The sequence below is a fragment of the Pseudoalteromonas sp. Z9A4 genome, from assembly GCF_011378845.1.
GTDB classification, from domain to species: Bacteria; Pseudomonadota; Gammaproteobacteria; order Enterobacterales; family Alteromonadaceae; genus Pseudoalteromonas; species Pseudoalteromonas arctica.
Window position 1 is genome coordinate 153,434 of sequence record NZ_WTLA01000005.1, and the last position, 16,379, is coordinate 169,812.

A 16,379-nucleotide genomic window follows, 5' to 3' on the forward strand; every position below is an offset into this window, starting at 1 on the left:
GCAAAAGCTGATAAATACATTGATAAAATGATGCCTTTTGTACCAAAGCATTTTAAATGTACGGAACAAGAATAAATACGGGCTATTGTATACTTGAATAACTCAAGTATTTATATGTTTTGAGAGTATGCAATTAAGCATACTCTTTTTATTAAAGAGGGAATTTTGGCTAATTCAATTGTATTAAAATCATTACTAGAAACGATTAAATGGCTACTCATTTGGTTAACTGCAGCAGGGCTTGTGCTAGGTGTTTTAAGTCAAGGATTGATTTTTGATACAAGTGATGGGCTTGATGTTTTATTCATTCTTGCGCTTTTGATGTTTCAACACCGATTAAAATTTGATGAACACAATAATCAAATTGATGTAAATTTTGCTGCTTATTTTTTTAAGAAAAAAATCTTTACGTTTAGTCACCATACCATTGACACTAGCACGATTAAAACAATTTCATGCCAAGATAATAAAGCCATTAGTGTGATTGATATTAATTACACCTCAGCAGAAGGCAAGCTTAGTACCTACACGTTTAGGTGTTTTAACCAAGCTAAACAAGCGCAGCTATTAGTGAATAAGCTTTCAACCGTTGAGCGCGTTTATACTGCTAAACGTGAAGAGGCCGAGGCTGAAAAAACAAACTCAGCAACAGTAAACAAATTTTCAAAAATATTCCCACAAAATACTATTTTAGGTAATGCTGAGGCTAAAAATAATATTCCTATACTTAGGTGTGCACTGCCGCTTCCTGGTAGTAAGAAAAATTTAGTCCATCTCATCGTAGTGTGTTTTGCTTTGCTTTCGCTATTTATTGCATTCTCATCACAAAACTGGAAACCTTCTTTTGCATTTTTAGTTATAACTTATGCAAGCTACTATTTTGCTAGGGTAATTATTTGTAATAAATACTATTTTATAAAAACAGCGCCCTTAAGCTCCATAATAATAGATGATGATGAACTTTATTTACCCGCGTTATTATTTACTGATAAAACACCGCGCACACTAACTAAGCAGGATATTATTAGCATTGAGGCTAAATGGAATTACGATTATGCCTCAGTTGAAGGCTCAGTAGGGAGTACAACTAAAAGGTCGTATTTAATCTCACTGGTATTCAAAACGACAAAGGGGCAGAGTATTCCACTATCTCATTGGAGCGCTGATAGTAAAACACTCGTTTTTTCATTATTAAAATATAAATACCCAGTGTCATTAAACAGAACAACCCAAATGGTTTATCCATTTAAACTTCATGTTGGATTATTCGTTTTTATGTTTATACTCATCATACTTGCTATGAGCCTACCAAAAGTTATATCTATTTAATGTAATAGGTACTTTAGTATAGGCGCTAATAATAGCTAAATACGATGTGGTTTCGTCGATTTTTAATTACTAAATTTTAAGGATGAAATTTTGAAAAATATATTTAAATTTATAATCGTTCTCACTGCAAGTTTATGTGGATATGCAAACGCGCAAAACTACCTTTCACTAAATTATCAAGTAACTAAAGAGCTAAATCATTTCGCATACATTAAAATAAAAGTCACCGATAAATACCTTCGTACAGACTATGTTTTACCAAATAAAACATTTACAGAAATGACTATTAGAGATGATGGGCAATACATTTTAGACCATCAAAAAAATATCGCATACAGATTGGATTATTCTGTAAATAAAGGAAATGGTGATAAAGGTCTTACTGATATGATGAAATATGCGCCAGGATTTACTAAAGAACAAATTTATGAAATGAGTCTTGATCCTAAAAACGACCCTAATAATTATATTGCCTACGAAAAGGAAGGCGATAATTTATTTATAGGGTATTTTGATGATGAAAAAGTCCAAACAGTAAAAACGAGTTCATTCCCAAACCAATTTCTATCATCTGCTGAATATACTTGGCTTTTAAAGCGAGCACGAGAAGATACTTATTTTGGAAAAGCATTTGTTGGTTTTTTAGATGTGCCTTTAATAGATTTTATGCGTAAATTTAAGTACGACACAAATCAAATGCCGACTGAAATCACATTGTATAATGAAGGGAAAGCCGTTTCTTTAAAGACTGTTAGTAACAGTGTAATAGATGAAGGTGAACTCGAAATAAAAGCGCAGTTTAAGGTCAAAGACATAACTCATGAATCGATTCAATTTTTGAAGAATTTAGAGAGTATTGCTAAGGAAACAGGCGTTATAGAGTGAATACACATATAATAAGCCTTATAGGACTAGTTGGTTCTTTTAAAGGAGTCTGTTGTCAGTAAGTTATGGGCCGTTTTCAATGATACTCATCATAGAATTAAATTTTTGAATGAATCCCCCCTATATCTGTTGTTTTTTTAAGCTGCATTGTCGTTACCTTATTTTTTAAAAAAGGGATTGCGCACTGCTAAAATTTTGAAAAATAAACCTAATCATTTAGAACGTTATTTATACCGCTATCTGTTATTTATGTGGGATTAAAACTAATGATTTAGTATTTTTTTACGCTAAAGGCGTAAATTAATAGTCATAACTGATTAGTCTCGGGGTCCTTTTTAGCTTTTATTGCTCTATAATAGCGGTATTAAAATCTAGTGGTGAAGTAAATGTTAAAAAGAAATATTTTTTTGAATGTGACAAAAAATAATAAATTAATGCTCGTTGCAACAATAATATTTGTTCTTATAGCTTTGCCTTCTCTATACATGTTCGATCAAAAAGTAAGAAGTGATGTTTACCATTCAGCTCAAATAGAATTAAAACGTGAGCTTGAAACAAAAAGCCTTTCACTAAAAAAACACCTTAAAGATAGTGTTACCGCAATCCGCTTTTTAGATGCAACTCCTCCTATTCAAGGTATTACCCGCGCAAAAGAAAATAAACTGATTGATCCAATTCTTGGAACGCCCATTGATATTTGGCAAGAGCGTTTAGCAAGTATTTTTACAGGCTTTATGCAGACTGATGACAGTATATTGCAAGCTCGCTATATTACGCTCGAAGATGGTGGACAAGAAGTTGTCAGAGTTGATCGAAACCAACTCGGAGAAATTAATCGACTGCAAGGTCTGCAATTACAAAAGAAAGGCCAACGCGATTACATGATAAAAGCGAGTATGCTCGATAATAAAAGTGTTTATATTTCTCCTATTAACTACAACCGTGAAAATGGGCAGATACAAGAACCTTATATAAGTACTTTTCGTGTAGCTAAACCTGTTTTTGATGAAAAAAATAAAATTTTTGCAATATTAGTCACTAACTACTTTGCTGATAAATTAATAAAAAGTTTGACGGTTGAATCTCCACAAGGAACACAAATTTACCTAATGAATAATGAAGGTGAATTTTTATATCATCCAACCCCTCAATTACGCTTCGGTTTTGAATTTAATAAAGCAAAAACATGGACTGAAGAATTTTCTACTGCAACCACAATGGCAGAGCAAGGCACTTTACCAATAAGTAATTACCCAATTGCTTACACGTTAAAAAAGCGTATTTCGCTTAATGGTGATATTGCGATGTTACCTTTAGAGCTTGGTGTAAGTATTGATACTAAAACGTTGTTTGCAAAGGTGAACGAGAGGCGTCAAAATTTTATTGCAATGCTAGTGGTATTTTTTAGCGTATTTTTAGTTATTGCCTTTTTATACCAACGTTTTATAAACCGTAAGTTGTTAATTAATTCTCTAAAAGAGCAAAACAATAAAGTAATAGAAAATTCTCTGGATGCTATTTTTACAATTGAGAAAAACGGCGAAATTGTTCACTTTAATAATACAGCTAAAGAGGTTTTCGGTAATTCAATTTCAGGCATTAGCCCTGACTTTGTTTCTTTATTTGACTTAAATGAAGCCGATAATAACTGTATAGAAGAGACTATTTCAAACGGATCAAAAATGCCGTTTGAAGCTATCTACACAGATGGTTATGGCAACAAACAATACTTTTCAATTACGCTCAGTAGTATTTTTGATGTCTACAATAACCGTTATCAGGTAGCGGCTATTTTAAGAAATATTAGCTCATTAAAAAATACTCAATCAGAGCTTGAAGGCTTAAACAGTACTTTAGAGCTAAAGGTTTCACAAAGGACTGTTGAGCTAGAGCGCGCAATTGATCAAGCATTAGCAGCGAGCCAAGCAAAAAGTGACTTTGTAGCAAATATATCTCACGAAATACGCACACCGATGAATGGCGTTTTGGGTATGCTTGAAATGCTCAAAGAAGATGGCTTAAGTGAACAACAATACCATTACTTAAAATTAGCTAATAGCAGTGCTAACTCTCTGATGAACCTGATTAACGATATTCTCGATTTTTCTAAAATAGAAGCGGGTAAGCTTGATATTGATAATCATACATTTGATGTTGTTACAGTATGTAGCGATATGATTAGCTCTTTAGCGTTACAGGGCCAGCGCAAAGGTCTTGAAGTATTCTTAGATACAAAAGATGTAGTAGACAGAATGGTTATTGGCGACAGCCATCGACTGAAACAAATTTTAATTAACTTAGTTAATAATGCATTTAAATTTACCCACCGAGGTGAAGTAAGTTTAACTGTCGGCTCTAAGTACATTACCGATTCAAAGTTATTGATGAGCTTTACAATAAAAGATACCGGAATTGGTATAGCGCCAGAGAACATAGATAAACTATTTGAAGTGTTTACACAAGAAGATTCAAGTACAACCCGTCATTTTGGCGGTACAGGTTTAGGCTTATCTATATGTAAAAAACTTGCTCAGTTAATGGGTGGTAATATTACGGTTATAAGTGAAAAGGGTGCTGGTAGTACCTTTACCGCAACAGTTGAGCTACATGTAGCACAAGAGAAAAAACTAAACACAGGTATTGAACTTGCTACTAGCATTAACGTAGCGGCATTAATAGCGCGCGATAACGTTTATAAAAACGTGTGCGATTTATTGCTACTAACCTGTAAAGTAAATGTAGAAAACATTGTAAGACTCGACTACTTTAGTGAGCATAAAGAGTTTGAAGCTGACTTATTATTAATTGACGATGAGCACCCTCAAATTGATGCGTTAATTGATTACTGTAAACAGTTTAATAAAAAGTACGTCTTAATTTTACGCGACATGGTGACCGATAAACCGACTAAAATGGTGTTACCTGAGGGTAGCCACATTCTAAATAAACCGCTTACCCAAGATCAATTTAGCTATAAGTTAGCCAGCTTATTTGGTGCTAGTAATGATTGTATTATAGCGCCACCAAAAGGCTTAACAGAAGAACAAGTAGAGCCAGACCTATCTGCTTATCATATATTATTAGTAGACGATAATATGATTAATATTGAAGTAGCTAAGGCGATTTTAAAACGTACAAAAGTAAAAATCACCTGTGCATCAGACGGTGTAGAAGCATTAGAAGCATTGAGAGAAAACACAGAGCAAGCTTTTGATGTTATTTTAATGGATTGCCAAATGCCTAATTTAAACGGCTACGATACAACAAGTGAAATCAGAAATAGTAAGGCCGGGGTAGACTACACTTACATACCTATTATTGCTATGACAGCAAGTGCGATGGAAGGTGATAGAGAACGTTGTTTAACTGCAGGCATGAACGACTATATTACTAAACCAATCAAGCCACGAACGCTAAAAGATAAGTTAATCACCTGGCTAAGTTAATAGTTATTAATTGAGAATCAGCTGCTTATGCAGCTGATTTTTTTGGTTTAGCATCCGTTGATATATTTAACTTTGTGATGTCGGCGCTATCGAGTACGGTTTGTGTGTCTGACCAATGTAGTAATTCAATTTTTCCATCTTGCTGCTCTATCAGTGCCGTACAACTCTCAATCCAGTCCCCATCGTTACAATACATAATTCCGTCATCTACTTTTATTTTGGGATGATGAATGTGTCCACAAATAATACCGTCTACGTTTTGCTTTTTAGCTTCATGAACTGCGGCATCTTCGAAGGCTTTAATTGCTTCACGTGCTTTGTGTACGCGAGCTTTTATCCATGATGCAAGCGAGTAGTAATTACCACCAAATAGCTTTCGAATACGATTGGTCCAGCGGTTTAAAAATAATAAAAAGTCGTACCCTGCATTACCCGCGATACTAATAAGTTTGTTATAGCGTGTCGCGGAATCAAAATCATCACCGTGTACGAGTAAAAAACGTTTATTAGCTTTAGTGGTGTGAATAAACTGCTGGTGGATTTCAATACCAAATAACGTTTGATTTATATAGTTTCTAAACGTTTCGTCATGATTGCCGGGAATATAAATGACGCGTGTACCGCTAGCTGCTTTTTTTTGTATAGAGTTTAATACTTGATAATGCGAATGGTGCCAATAAAACTGACGTTTCATTGACCATAAATCAATAATATCACCCACTAAATAAAGTGTGTCGGATTCTACCGAGTTTAAAAAATCGAGTAAGTAATCTGCTTTACAGTCTTTGTAACCTAAATGAACATCAGATATCCAAATAGTAGGGTAGTGTTGCTTCTTAGTGTTTGCGCCATTACTCATTTTCATTCCCTAAAGTATCGAGTGTAATAGTTAAATAACCTGAACTCTGGTTAAGAGATTTACTAAGGTATTGAATCATGGTGATATTTAAATTTATTTTCTCTAGCCAGAGATTTTCAGTGAAAACAAGGCGAATTTACGCGTCAATAGCGAGCCTATTGCAAGTAAATTCAACGCAGTTAGCGCTGAAAATAGCTGCTCGAGATAGATTTATTATCCAGAGTTCAGGTTAAATACTTTAGGGAATAAAAATGACAATCATACGACAGTAATACTAAAGCTAAATAACACACATAAAATTTAGGTATAAAAAAACCGCTTTTAAAAAGCGGTTTTAAAATTACTTATAAGTATTTTTAGCTTAACCTTTAACGGCTGCTTTAATTGCATCAATTGCTGTATCGATATCAATCATTAGCTTTTCACCTGTACGGCGGTTTTTAAGCTCAACTTTGTTTTCGTCAAGGTTACGCTCACCAATTACTAGCGTAAATGGCACACCAATGAGTTCCATATCGTTAAACATAACGCCAGGGCGCTCTTTACGGTCATCAAATAACACATCAAGACCAGCATCTTTTAAACCTTGGTAAAGGTTATTAGCAATATCAGGAATACGATGCGATTTGTGCATGTTCATTGGAACAATAGCTAAATCGAATGGCGCGATTGATTTTGGCCAAATGATCCCGTATTGATCGTTGTTCTGCTCAATAGCAGCAGCAACAATACGTGAAACACCAATACCGTAACAACCCATAGTCATGGTTTGGTTTTTACCACCTTCGTTTAATACACCCGCTTTCATCGCTTCTGAGTATTTAGTGCCAAGTTGGAAAATATGACCTACTTCAATACCACGTTTAATTTGTAAAACGCCTTGGCCACATGGGCTCATATCGCCTTCAACAATATTACGAATATCAGCAACTTCGTAATCAGTTACGTCACGATCCCAGTTAATACCGCTGTAATGCTCGTCGTCTTTATTTGCACCGGCAACAAAATCAGCAAGTATGTTAGCTGCTCTATCAACAATAATAGGCATTGATAAGCCGACAGGACCTAATGAGCCAGGTTTTGCGCCAATAGCAGCAACAATATCTGCCTCTGTTGCCATTTCAAGCGAAGAGTCTACTAATGGGTGCTTTTCAGCTTTTAGTTCATTTAATTCGTGATCGCCACGCAGTACTAAGGCTACTAAACCGCGTACTTCGTTTTCATCAGGCGTACCATAAACAATTAACGTTTTAACACCGCGATGTGGCTTAACACCGTAGTGTTTTTTAAGCTCGTTAATCGTTTTAGCGTCAGGCGTTGGAAACGCTTTAAGCTCTTTTGATGCTTCAGGGCGAGGCTCGCTTGGTGCCAGTGCTTCTGCTTTTTCAATATTAGCGGCGTAATCACTGCCATCACTAAACGCGATTGCATCTTCGCCCGACTCAGCAAGTACATGAAACTCGTGCGATACGCTACCACCAATAGAGCCTGTATCGGCTATAACAGGGCGGTAATCAAGGCCTAAACGCTCAAAAATATTACAATATGCTTTGTGCATCGCTTGATAAGTCGCATCTAAACACTCTTCACTTAAGTGAAAAGAGTAGGCATCTTTCATTGTAAATTCACGAGCACGCATTACACCAAAACGAGGACGACGTTCGTCGCGTACTTTAGTTTGTACTTGATATAAAGTAACTGGTAATTGCTTGTAGCTGCTTATTTCTTTACGTACGAAATCAGTTATTACTTCTTCGTGTGTTGGGCCAAGTGCAAATGTACGGTTATGACGGTCTGTAAAGCGCATAAGCTCAGGACCAAATTCATTCCAACGGCCAGACTCTTCCCACAAATCAGCAGGTTGAATAACAGGCATTAGCATTTCAATTGCACCTGCTTTGTCCATCTCTTCACGTACAATGTTTTCTACTTTACGTAGCACGCGTAAACCAGAGGGTAACCAAGTGTATAAACCCGAAGCGACGCGACGGATCATACCGGCTCTAAGCATTAACTGATGCGATACGATTTCAGCATCTGATGGCGTTTCTTTAAGTGTTGCGAGTATATATTGGCTTGTACGCATGTTTTTTCCGAAATAGAGTAATTATATTCTTTTAATAGAGCTTAAGTTTACCAGCGGATGCTTTTACACTAAAGCGCTAACTGAGTTATTTAGTTTTTTTCTATGCTTGTTACTACGTTATGCTCGCCATTGACTTGCCAGCGAATATTATAATTATACAGAGTCATACCATAGCTCTGCTCGCCGTCTTTTTGTTTTTTATATGCAGGGCGAGGATCTTGTTTTAAAACATTGGCAATAAAATCATGTAAATCTGGGTATTGTGTTTGCGCATTAACAAACTCAATTGCTTGAGGGCTAAATTCAACCGTCATTTGTGTTTCTGGGCGCGTGTCAGCAAAGCCAGCACTTGCATCCGGCATAGAGTCTGAATACGGCAAATACGGTTTTATGTCAATAATCGGTGTGCCATCAAGTAAATCAATACCAGCGAGTAATAAGCTAAGTTGTCCGTTTTTATATTCAATACCTTCAAGTTTTACGGCGCTCATTCCAATTGCGTTTGGTCTGAATGTAGCGCGGGTCGCAAATACACCTTTTCGCTCATTGCCACCCAAACGAGGCGGGCGCACCATGGCAGAATAACCTTTATCGGCTGTTTCATGAAAACGAAATAACAACCAAATATGAGTAAATTCATCTAAACCACGTACAAACTCTTCGCGATTAAAATCGGGGGCAAATATAAGCTTTGCTTTAGCTTGTGGCACTAAACGTGGTTGCCTAGGTATAGCAAACTTTTGTTTATAAGGAGATTGAATGTGGCCAATAGCCGAAATGGTATAATCGCTCATAGTACTCGGGTACAAATAAAATAGAGCGCTATTCTACCCGCATTTAGCATTTATGGCATTAATGTAAGCAAGTTTATTGCGTATAGACCAAACGGTTTAAAGTTTTTTATTAGACTGATTGGTTTATATTAATATATTTAAAAAGAGCCTAAAACAAAAAAGGTAAGCCCTTGGGCTTACCTTTTATACATGCTAAAGACTAATTAAAACATGTATTGAACTGATACAGACGCTACATCCATATCTGGGTCAATATCGTCATCAAGTTTATAGCGCTCGTACTCTAAACGAAATTGTACATTTGTTGTAAGCGCGTATTCAATACCTGCACCGTAAAATGCATCACCACCATCTGTAGACGCTGATACACTACCTACTGGTAAGTCTTGTGTGTAATCAGCATCCCACTCAAGCCAACCGCCCTTTGCGTACACAGAAAAGCTCTCTGTTATTGGATAGCCTAAGCGTGCGGCAAGCGATACGCCATCAACTTCAGCTTTACTGCTAATATCACTTACTTCATCAAAGTCTTGATAAGCAAGCTCTAAGCTTAAGTACTCGTTAAATTGTGCCCCAACATAGCCTTTAAGCATTTGCGCATCGTCGTCAAAGTCAGTGTCGTTATCACTATCTTCAAACTCAAAAGAATATTGACCGTAACCAATACCTGTATAGATACGTGGAGAATCGAAATCAGAAATATCAGCGTGTGCTGCAGAGTTAAAACCCATTGTTGCTAGTGCAATAGCTGAAAGAGAAAGTGTTTTAATCATTGAATAGCTCCTTTACAAAAAATAATCAAATGCTTGATTTCATTAATCAAACCTCAATTATCTACTTGCAGCGAGCGTGCCAATATTAAAATGGATTAAAAACACGCCTTAATTAATTCTTTTGTATTGGTTTTTAAGGTGTTTAGCGTGTTTTATAATCAAAGTGAACTTTTGTGTAATTGAGTACTCCAAAATAAGTTGTATCTTTTACAAAGTATAATGAGTTTTTTACATAGCCTGACTTTATTTAAACTAGTAATTACACTGTATGAAGCAAGTTTTCTGTTTCAATTGCTATTTCTTTCATTTTTATAGCGTAATTTTCTAATTTAATATCTTCTTCTGTTACAGCTTTAAAAGAAGGCACTTCTATAGGGTAGCCCGTTTCATCCATTGCAATAAAGCTGATAACACAATGATTTGTTTCAACCATGTTTTGTGTTTTTGGATCGCCACAACGCACTTGTATAAATATTTGCATACTACTTCTACCCGTATGGGCAATTTTAGCTTCTACTTCGACTATTTGACCTACTAGAATAGGGCGTCTAAATTTAACACCCGCAACCGAAACCGTTACGCAGTAGTGACCACTCCAACCCGCAGCACATGCATAGCCTGCTTGGTCAATCCATTTCATGACGGCCCCACCATGAACTTTACCACCAAAATTAACATCGGTAGGCTCTGCTAAAAAACGAAAAACAACTTTTGACGACGGCATAGATAACACTCTTATTATTAAAACTACTATTAGCATAACGTAAAAAAGGGGCCGAAGCCCCTGCAATTTAGGATATGTTTATAATTTATATGTAAAAAAAGTGACTATATGTGTATATAAAGCATAATTTAGTTACATATTAGGGTAGTTTGGCCCACCAGCGCCTTCAGGTGTTACCCATGTAATGTTTTGACTAGGGTCTTTAATATCGCAGGTTTTACAGTGCACACAGTTTTGGGCGTTAATAACAAACTCTTTATTGCCTGATATTTCTTGTACTTCGTAAACGCCTGCTGGGCAATAACGTTGTGCGGGTTCATCAAATTTAACTAGGTTTACGTTAATAGGGATTGACGCATCTTTGAGCTTTAAATGACACGGCTGTGATTCTTCGTGGTTAGTATTTGATAAAAACACGCTCGAGAGTTTATCAAAGCTAAGCTGCCCATCTGGTTTTGGATACGCTATTTTGTCAGCGGCGTTAGCATCAACAAGGGTCGAGTGATCGGGCGTATTATCTTTCAACGTAAACGGTAAACCACCATTAAAAATGTTTTGATCAAGCGTGTTATACGCCCCCCCTATAAACTTACCGAGTTTGTGCATAGCAGGGCCAAAGTTACGAGATTGATATAGCTCTTTATATACCCACGATTGCTCAAACGCAATTTGATAATGAGTTAAATCGGTATTTGCCAACTCATTTTGCAATGCTTCAAAAATAACCTCAGCGGCAATCATTCCCGATTTCATTGCGGTGTGATTACCTTTAATTTTTGCAAAATTAAGTGTGCCTGCATCGCACCCTATAATTAAGCCACCAGCAAAATGCATTTTTGGTAATGAATGTAAACCGCCCTTAGCAATAGCACGTGCACCGTAAGCAATGCGTTCACCGCCTTCAAGTATGTTTTTAAATACTGGATGGTGCTTCATTCGCTGAAACTCATCGAACGGACTTAAATGTGGGTTTGAGTAATTTAAATCAATAATCAATCCAACAACAACTTGGTTGTTTTCACTGTGATACATAAATGCACCACCGTTAGTATCGCCGCTAAGTGGCCAACCTGTACCATGAACAACTTTGCCAAGCTCATGCTTACTTTCATCAATTTGCCAAATTTCTTTAAAGCCCAAACCGTAATGCTGCGGCGATGAATCTGCATCAAGTGCAAACTCATTAATTAGCTGCTTACCTAAATGACCTCGGCAGCCTTCTGCAAATATAGTGTATTTTGCACGAAGCTCCATGCCAGGCATGTAACCGTCTTTTTCATTACCGTCTTTGTCGACACCCATATCACCAGTAATAATGCCTTTTACTGCTTTATCTTCAATTATTAAAGAGTGTGCGCTAAATCCTGGAAAAATCTCTACGCCTAAGCTTTCAGCTTGCTCAGCAAGCCATCGACATACATTACCCATAGATACAATGTAGTTACCGTCATTATGAAATGTTTTTGGCGTAGTAAAGTGGGGGATTGATGTCGATTTTTGCTCGTTATTAAACCAATAAATTTCATCGTTAGTTACTTTGGTTGTAACCGGTGCGCCAAGCGCTTGCCAATTTGGTAGCAGTTCATCCAAAGCTTTGGTTTCAAAAACAGCGCCAGAGAGTACATGTGCACCTACTTCGGAACCTTTTTCGACTACGCAAATCGTGCACTCTTGTTGTTTTTCTTGTGCTAATTGCGCTAGTTTAATTGCACTTGAAAGCCCCGCAGGTCCAGCGCCAACAATTACTACATCAAATTCCATGGTTTCACGTTCGACCATAATAACCTCTTTATCTATGACGGACTTATTCGAATGTTTACTACGCATTTAAATAAGGTGTACAGCCTATTTTTAACCTTGCAAATTAAACGTTACAGACTGTGAATAGTTAAAGGTTATTTTAGGTTGACGTTTACGTCAACAGGAAGTAGTCTAATTTCATAAAATAAATAAGTTGACGTGCACGTTACCTTGTAGGTTTAAATAATTATGGAGTTCCTATGAAAGTTCTCGTACCAATAAAAAGAGTGATTGATTACAACGTAAAAGCACGCGTTAAAAGTGATAACAGCGACGTTGATTTAACTAACGTAAAAATGGCAATGAACCCGTTTTGTGAAATTGCTATAGAAGAAGCCATTCGCCTTAAAGAAGCAGGTACAGCCAGTGAAGTTGTTGCTGTTACTATTGGTCCTAAAGCATCGCAAGAGCAATTGCGCACAGCATTAGCACTGGGTGCCGACAAAGCCATTCACATCGAAACCGATGAAAAGCTCGAGTCACTCCATATTGCAAAGCTACTCGCTAAAATTGTAGAGCAAGAATCTCCTGAACTTGTAATTTTAGGTAAACAGTCAATCGATTCAGATAATAACCAGACAGGTCAAATGCTAGCGGCTTTAACTAAACGTGGCCAGGGTACATTTGCATCCAAGGTTGTTATTGAAAATGGCAAAGTAAACGTGACCCGCGAAGTTGATGGGGGCCTGCAAACGGTAGCACTTAATTTACCGGCGGTTGTTACAACTGATTTACGCTTAAACGAGCCTCGTTACGCATCACTGCCAAATATTATGAAAGCTAAACGTAAGCCGCTTGAAGTAATAGCAGCTGATTCGCTTGGTGTTGATTTAACACCGCGTATTCAATTAATAAGTGTAGAAGAGCCAGCTAAACGTACCGCAGGAATTATTGTTGAAGACGTTGCACAGCTTGTAGAAAAATTAAAAACAGAGGCAAAGGTGATTTAAATGAAAACACTCGTAATTGCAGAGCACGACAACGGTGCCTTAAAACCAGAAACCTCAAAAACTATTAACGCTGCAGTAAAAATGGGTTTTCCTGTTGATGTGCTTATTGCAGGGAACAGCCTAAGCGCAATGAGCTCACAAGTGGCCAGCATTGATGGCGTAGCTAATGTTTTAGTTGCCGATAATAGCGTTTATGAACATCAGTTAGCTGAGAGCATGACCGATTTAGTTTTATCGCTTAGCGACAACTACAGCCACATTGTTGCAAGTGCAACGACAACAGGTAAAAACTTTATGCCACGTGTTGCTGCGTTATTAGATGTTGCGCAAATTTCTGAAATTATCGCAGTAGTGGACGCCGATACATTTAAACGTCCAATTTATGCAGGTAATGCAATCGCAACGGTTAAATCACTCGACAGTAAAAAAGTAATTACCGTACGTGCCAGTAGCTTTGATTTACAAGGCGAGCAATCAGCAGCGGCTATAACAAGCATTGATACAGTGTCTGATTCGCAATTAAGTAGCTTTGTAAGTGTTGAACAAACAGAGTCTGAACGACCTGAACTTACGGCTGCCACTGTCGTTATATCGGGTGGTCGCGGTATGCAAAACGGTGAAAACTTTGCACTACTTAATGGTATTGCCGATAAACTCGGTGCTGCGATTGGTGCGTCGCGCGCAGCGGTTGATGCAGGCTTTGTACCTAACGACATGCAAGTAGGGCAAACAGGTAAAATTGTAGCGCCTAATTTATACATTGCAGTAGGGATTAGCGGTGCTATTCAGCATTTAGCCGGTATGAAAGACTCAAAAGTAATCGTCGCTATTAATAAAGACCCTGACGCACCTATTTTTCAAGTTGCAGATTACGGGTTAGTCGCAGATTTATTTGAAGTACTGCCACAGCTCGAAAGTGCTTTATAGCGCTTAATTAAGCAAAATTTATTCTGGTTGAAAGCCGTGGTGCTCTTTGAGTGCTGCGGCTTTTTTATTCGGTAAATTAAAGACACAAAAAAACCAGCCAATTGGCTGGTTTTTAGTATTTATAAACGGCTAACTTAGTATTAGTAAGTTGCGCTGCCTTTAGTACGAGGGAAGGCAATAACGTCACGTACGTTGCCCATACCTGTTACATAAGCAACTAAGCGTTCAAAGCCTAAACCAAAGCCTGAGTGTGGCACGCTACCGTATTTACGTAAATCGCGGTACCAGCTGTAATCTTCTTTGTTTAAGCCCATTTCTTCTAAGCGTGCATCAAGTACATCAAGGCGTTCTTCACGTTGTGAACCACCAATGATCTCACCAATACCTGGTGCTACAATGTCCATTGCGGCAACGGTTTTACCGTCTTCGTTTTGGCGCATGTAGAATGCTTTAATGTCACGTGGGTAGTTTTTAATAACTACCGGTGCTTTAAAGTGCTCTTCAGCTAAGTAACGCTCGTGCTCAGACTGTAAATCTACACCCCATTCAACAGCGTACTCAAACTTTTTACCACAGTTTTTAAGGATCTCTACTGCTTCAGTGTAATTTACCTGTGCGAAGTCTTTTTCTACAAATTCTTCTAAACGCGTAATTGCGGTTTTTTCTACACGTTGTGCAAAAAATTCCATGTCATCACGGCGCTCTTCAAGTACCGCTTTAAACACATACTTAAGCATATTTTCAGCAAGTTTTGCGATGTCTTCTAAATCAGCAAACGCAACTTCAGGCTCTACCATCCAAAATTCTGCAAGGTGGCGTGATGTATTTGAATTTTCTGCACGGAATGTTGGGCCAAACGTGTAAATTTTTGACATTGCAGACGCGTAAGTTTCGCCATTTAACTGGCCAGATACAGTAAGGAATGCTTCTTTACCGAAGAAATCTTCGCTGTAATCAACTTCGCCTTTGTCTGTAAGCGGTAAGTTTTGCATATCAAGCGTAGACACACGGAACATTTCGCCAGCGCCTTCACAGTCACTTGCCGTAATAATTGGCGTGCTGATCCAGTAAAAGCCTTGCTCGTGGTAAAAACGGTGAATAGCTTGTGCTAAACAGTTACGTACACGAGTTACCGCGCCAATCATATTTGTACGAGGGCGAAGGTGAGCGTGCTCACGTAAGTACTCAATGCTGTGACGTTTTGCCGACATTGGGTATGAATCTGGGTTCTCTACCCAACCTAATACAGTCACTGTATTAGCTTGAATTTCGTAAGATTGACCTTGACCAGCAGATTGTACTAAAACACCAGTAACCGACACAGAACAACCGGCTGTTAAGCTAGTAACTTCATCATAATTATTCAGTGAATTAGGAACTACCGCTTGAATAGGATCAAAACACGAACCGTCATGAACGGCTAAAAATGAAATTCCTGCTTTTGAATCGCGGCGAGTACGGATCCAGCCCTTAATTGTTACTTGGCTGTCTACCGCAACATTGCCTTTTAATAGCTCTGAAATCGCTAAATGGCTCATCTTCACTCCAATGATATAAGTTGCCTAACTATTTTATTTTAACTGTGCGCAGCACTCGAGCATAAATTGCACATAAACGGCGCTGCACTTGAACCCTGTATCTTACCTAGTAAAGTTGAATAAAAAAACTATTGTGGGCAACTCTTTAAAAGTTTTTATGCATGCGGTTTATTTTTAAACAGTTTTTAGAGTTTAATTGCTACTATTATGATTTGTTGCTCTTAAATTTAATGATTTTGTGGCATTATTAACAAACAAATCAAATTAC

12 protein-coding genes are annotated in these 16,379 nt (G+C 37.5%); 5 read left to right on the forward strand and 7 right to left on the reverse strand.

Annotated elements, in window-relative coordinates:
• The first annotated feature begins 165 nt into the window (after nt 1-165).
• The 3 genes from GQR54_RS06235 to GQR54_RS06245 all read left to right on the forward strand — a co-directional run bounded on the left by GQR54_RS06235 (nt 166) and on the right by GQR54_RS06245 (nt 5,660).
• Nucleotides 166-1,329, forward strand: a complete 1,164-nt coding sequence (locus GQR54_RS06235) for a hypothetical protein (RefSeq protein WP_166376857.1) — start codon at nt 166-168, stop codon at nt 1,327-1,329.
• Nucleotides 1,330-1,419: 90 nt separating this feature from the next.
• Nucleotides 1,420-2,214, forward strand: coding sequence for a hypothetical protein (locus tag GQR54_RS06240; protein WP_166376858.1), 795 nt, complete (start codon nt 1,420-1,422; stop codon nt 2,212-2,214).
• A gap of 386 nt (nt 2,215-2,600) precedes the next feature.
• Nucleotides 2,601-5,660: an ATP-binding protein gene (locus GQR54_RS06245; protein ID WP_166376859.1), complete on the forward strand. Its 3,060-nt coding sequence runs from the start codon at nt 2,601-2,603 to the stop codon at nt 5,658-5,660.
• A 25-nt stretch (nt 5,661-5,685) separates the two neighbouring features.
• On the opposite strand, the gene GQR54_RS06250 is transcribed toward GQR54_RS06245, so the two are convergent.
• From GQR54_RS06250 to GQR54_RS06275, 6 genes are all read right to left on the reverse strand, one after another.
• The gene (locus tag GQR54_RS06250; RefSeq protein WP_166376860.1) at nt 5,686-6,519 is read right to left on the reverse strand and encodes a UDP-2,3-diacylglucosamine diphosphatase; all 834 of its coding nucleotides are present in this window, start codon (nt 6,517-6,519) and stop codon (nt 5,686-5,688) included.
• Between the two features lie 361 nt (nt 6,520-6,880).
• Nucleotides 6,881-8,605, reverse strand: coding sequence for a proline--tRNA ligase (locus GQR54_RS06255; protein ID WP_166376861.1), 1,725 nt, complete (start codon nt 8,603-8,605; stop codon nt 6,881-6,883).
• Nucleotides 8,606-8,694: 89 nt separating this feature from the next.
• Nucleotides 8,695-9,399, reverse strand: a complete 705-nt coding sequence (gene tsaA, locus GQR54_RS06260; RefSeq protein WP_007586811.1) for a tRNA (N6-threonylcarbamoyladenosine(37)-N6)-methyltransferase TrmO — start codon at nt 9,397-9,399, stop codon at nt 8,695-8,697.
• Nucleotides 9,400-9,602: 203 nt separating this feature from the next.
• On the reverse strand, nt 9,603-10,172 hold the full coding sequence (locus GQR54_RS06265) for an outer membrane beta-barrel protein (protein ID WP_166376862.1): 570 nt from the start codon (nt 10,170-10,172) through the stop codon (nt 9,603-9,605).
• A gap of 259 nt (nt 10,173-10,431) precedes the next feature.
• On the reverse strand, nt 10,432-10,896 hold the full coding sequence (locus GQR54_RS06270) for an acyl-CoA thioesterase (protein WP_007586808.1): 465 nt from the start codon (nt 10,894-10,896) through the stop codon (nt 10,432-10,434).
• A gap of 132 nt (nt 10,897-11,028) precedes the next feature.
• Entirely contained in the window at nt 11,029-12,675 is a 1,647-nt protein-coding gene (locus GQR54_RS06275) for an electron transfer flavoprotein-ubiquinone oxidoreductase (protein WP_166376863.1), read from the reverse strand.
• 221 nt (nt 12,676-12,896) lie between these two features.
• Here GQR54_RS06275 and GQR54_RS06280 point away from each other — a divergent pair, with 221 nt between their 5' ends.
• Together GQR54_RS06280 and GQR54_RS06285 are read left to right on the forward strand one after the other, a co-directional pair.
• A complete protein-coding gene (locus GQR54_RS06280; protein WP_076924607.1) occupies nt 12,897-13,646 on the forward strand; it encodes an electron transfer flavoprotein subunit beta/FixA family protein in 750 nt (249 codons plus the stop codon).
• A complete protein-coding gene (locus GQR54_RS06285; protein WP_166376864.1) occupies nt 13,647-14,573 on the forward strand; it encodes an FAD-binding protein in 927 nt (308 codons plus the stop codon).
• 140 nt (nt 14,574-14,713) lie between these two features.
• Here GQR54_RS06285 and asnS read toward each other — a convergent pair whose 3' ends face one another.
• Complete coding sequence (gene asnS / locus GQR54_RS06290) at nt 14,714-16,111, reverse strand: asparagine--tRNA ligase (protein WP_010552735.1); 1,398 nt, start codon at nt 16,109-16,111, stop codon at nt 14,714-14,716.
• Between the last annotated feature and the right edge of the window lie 268 nt (nt 16,112-16,379).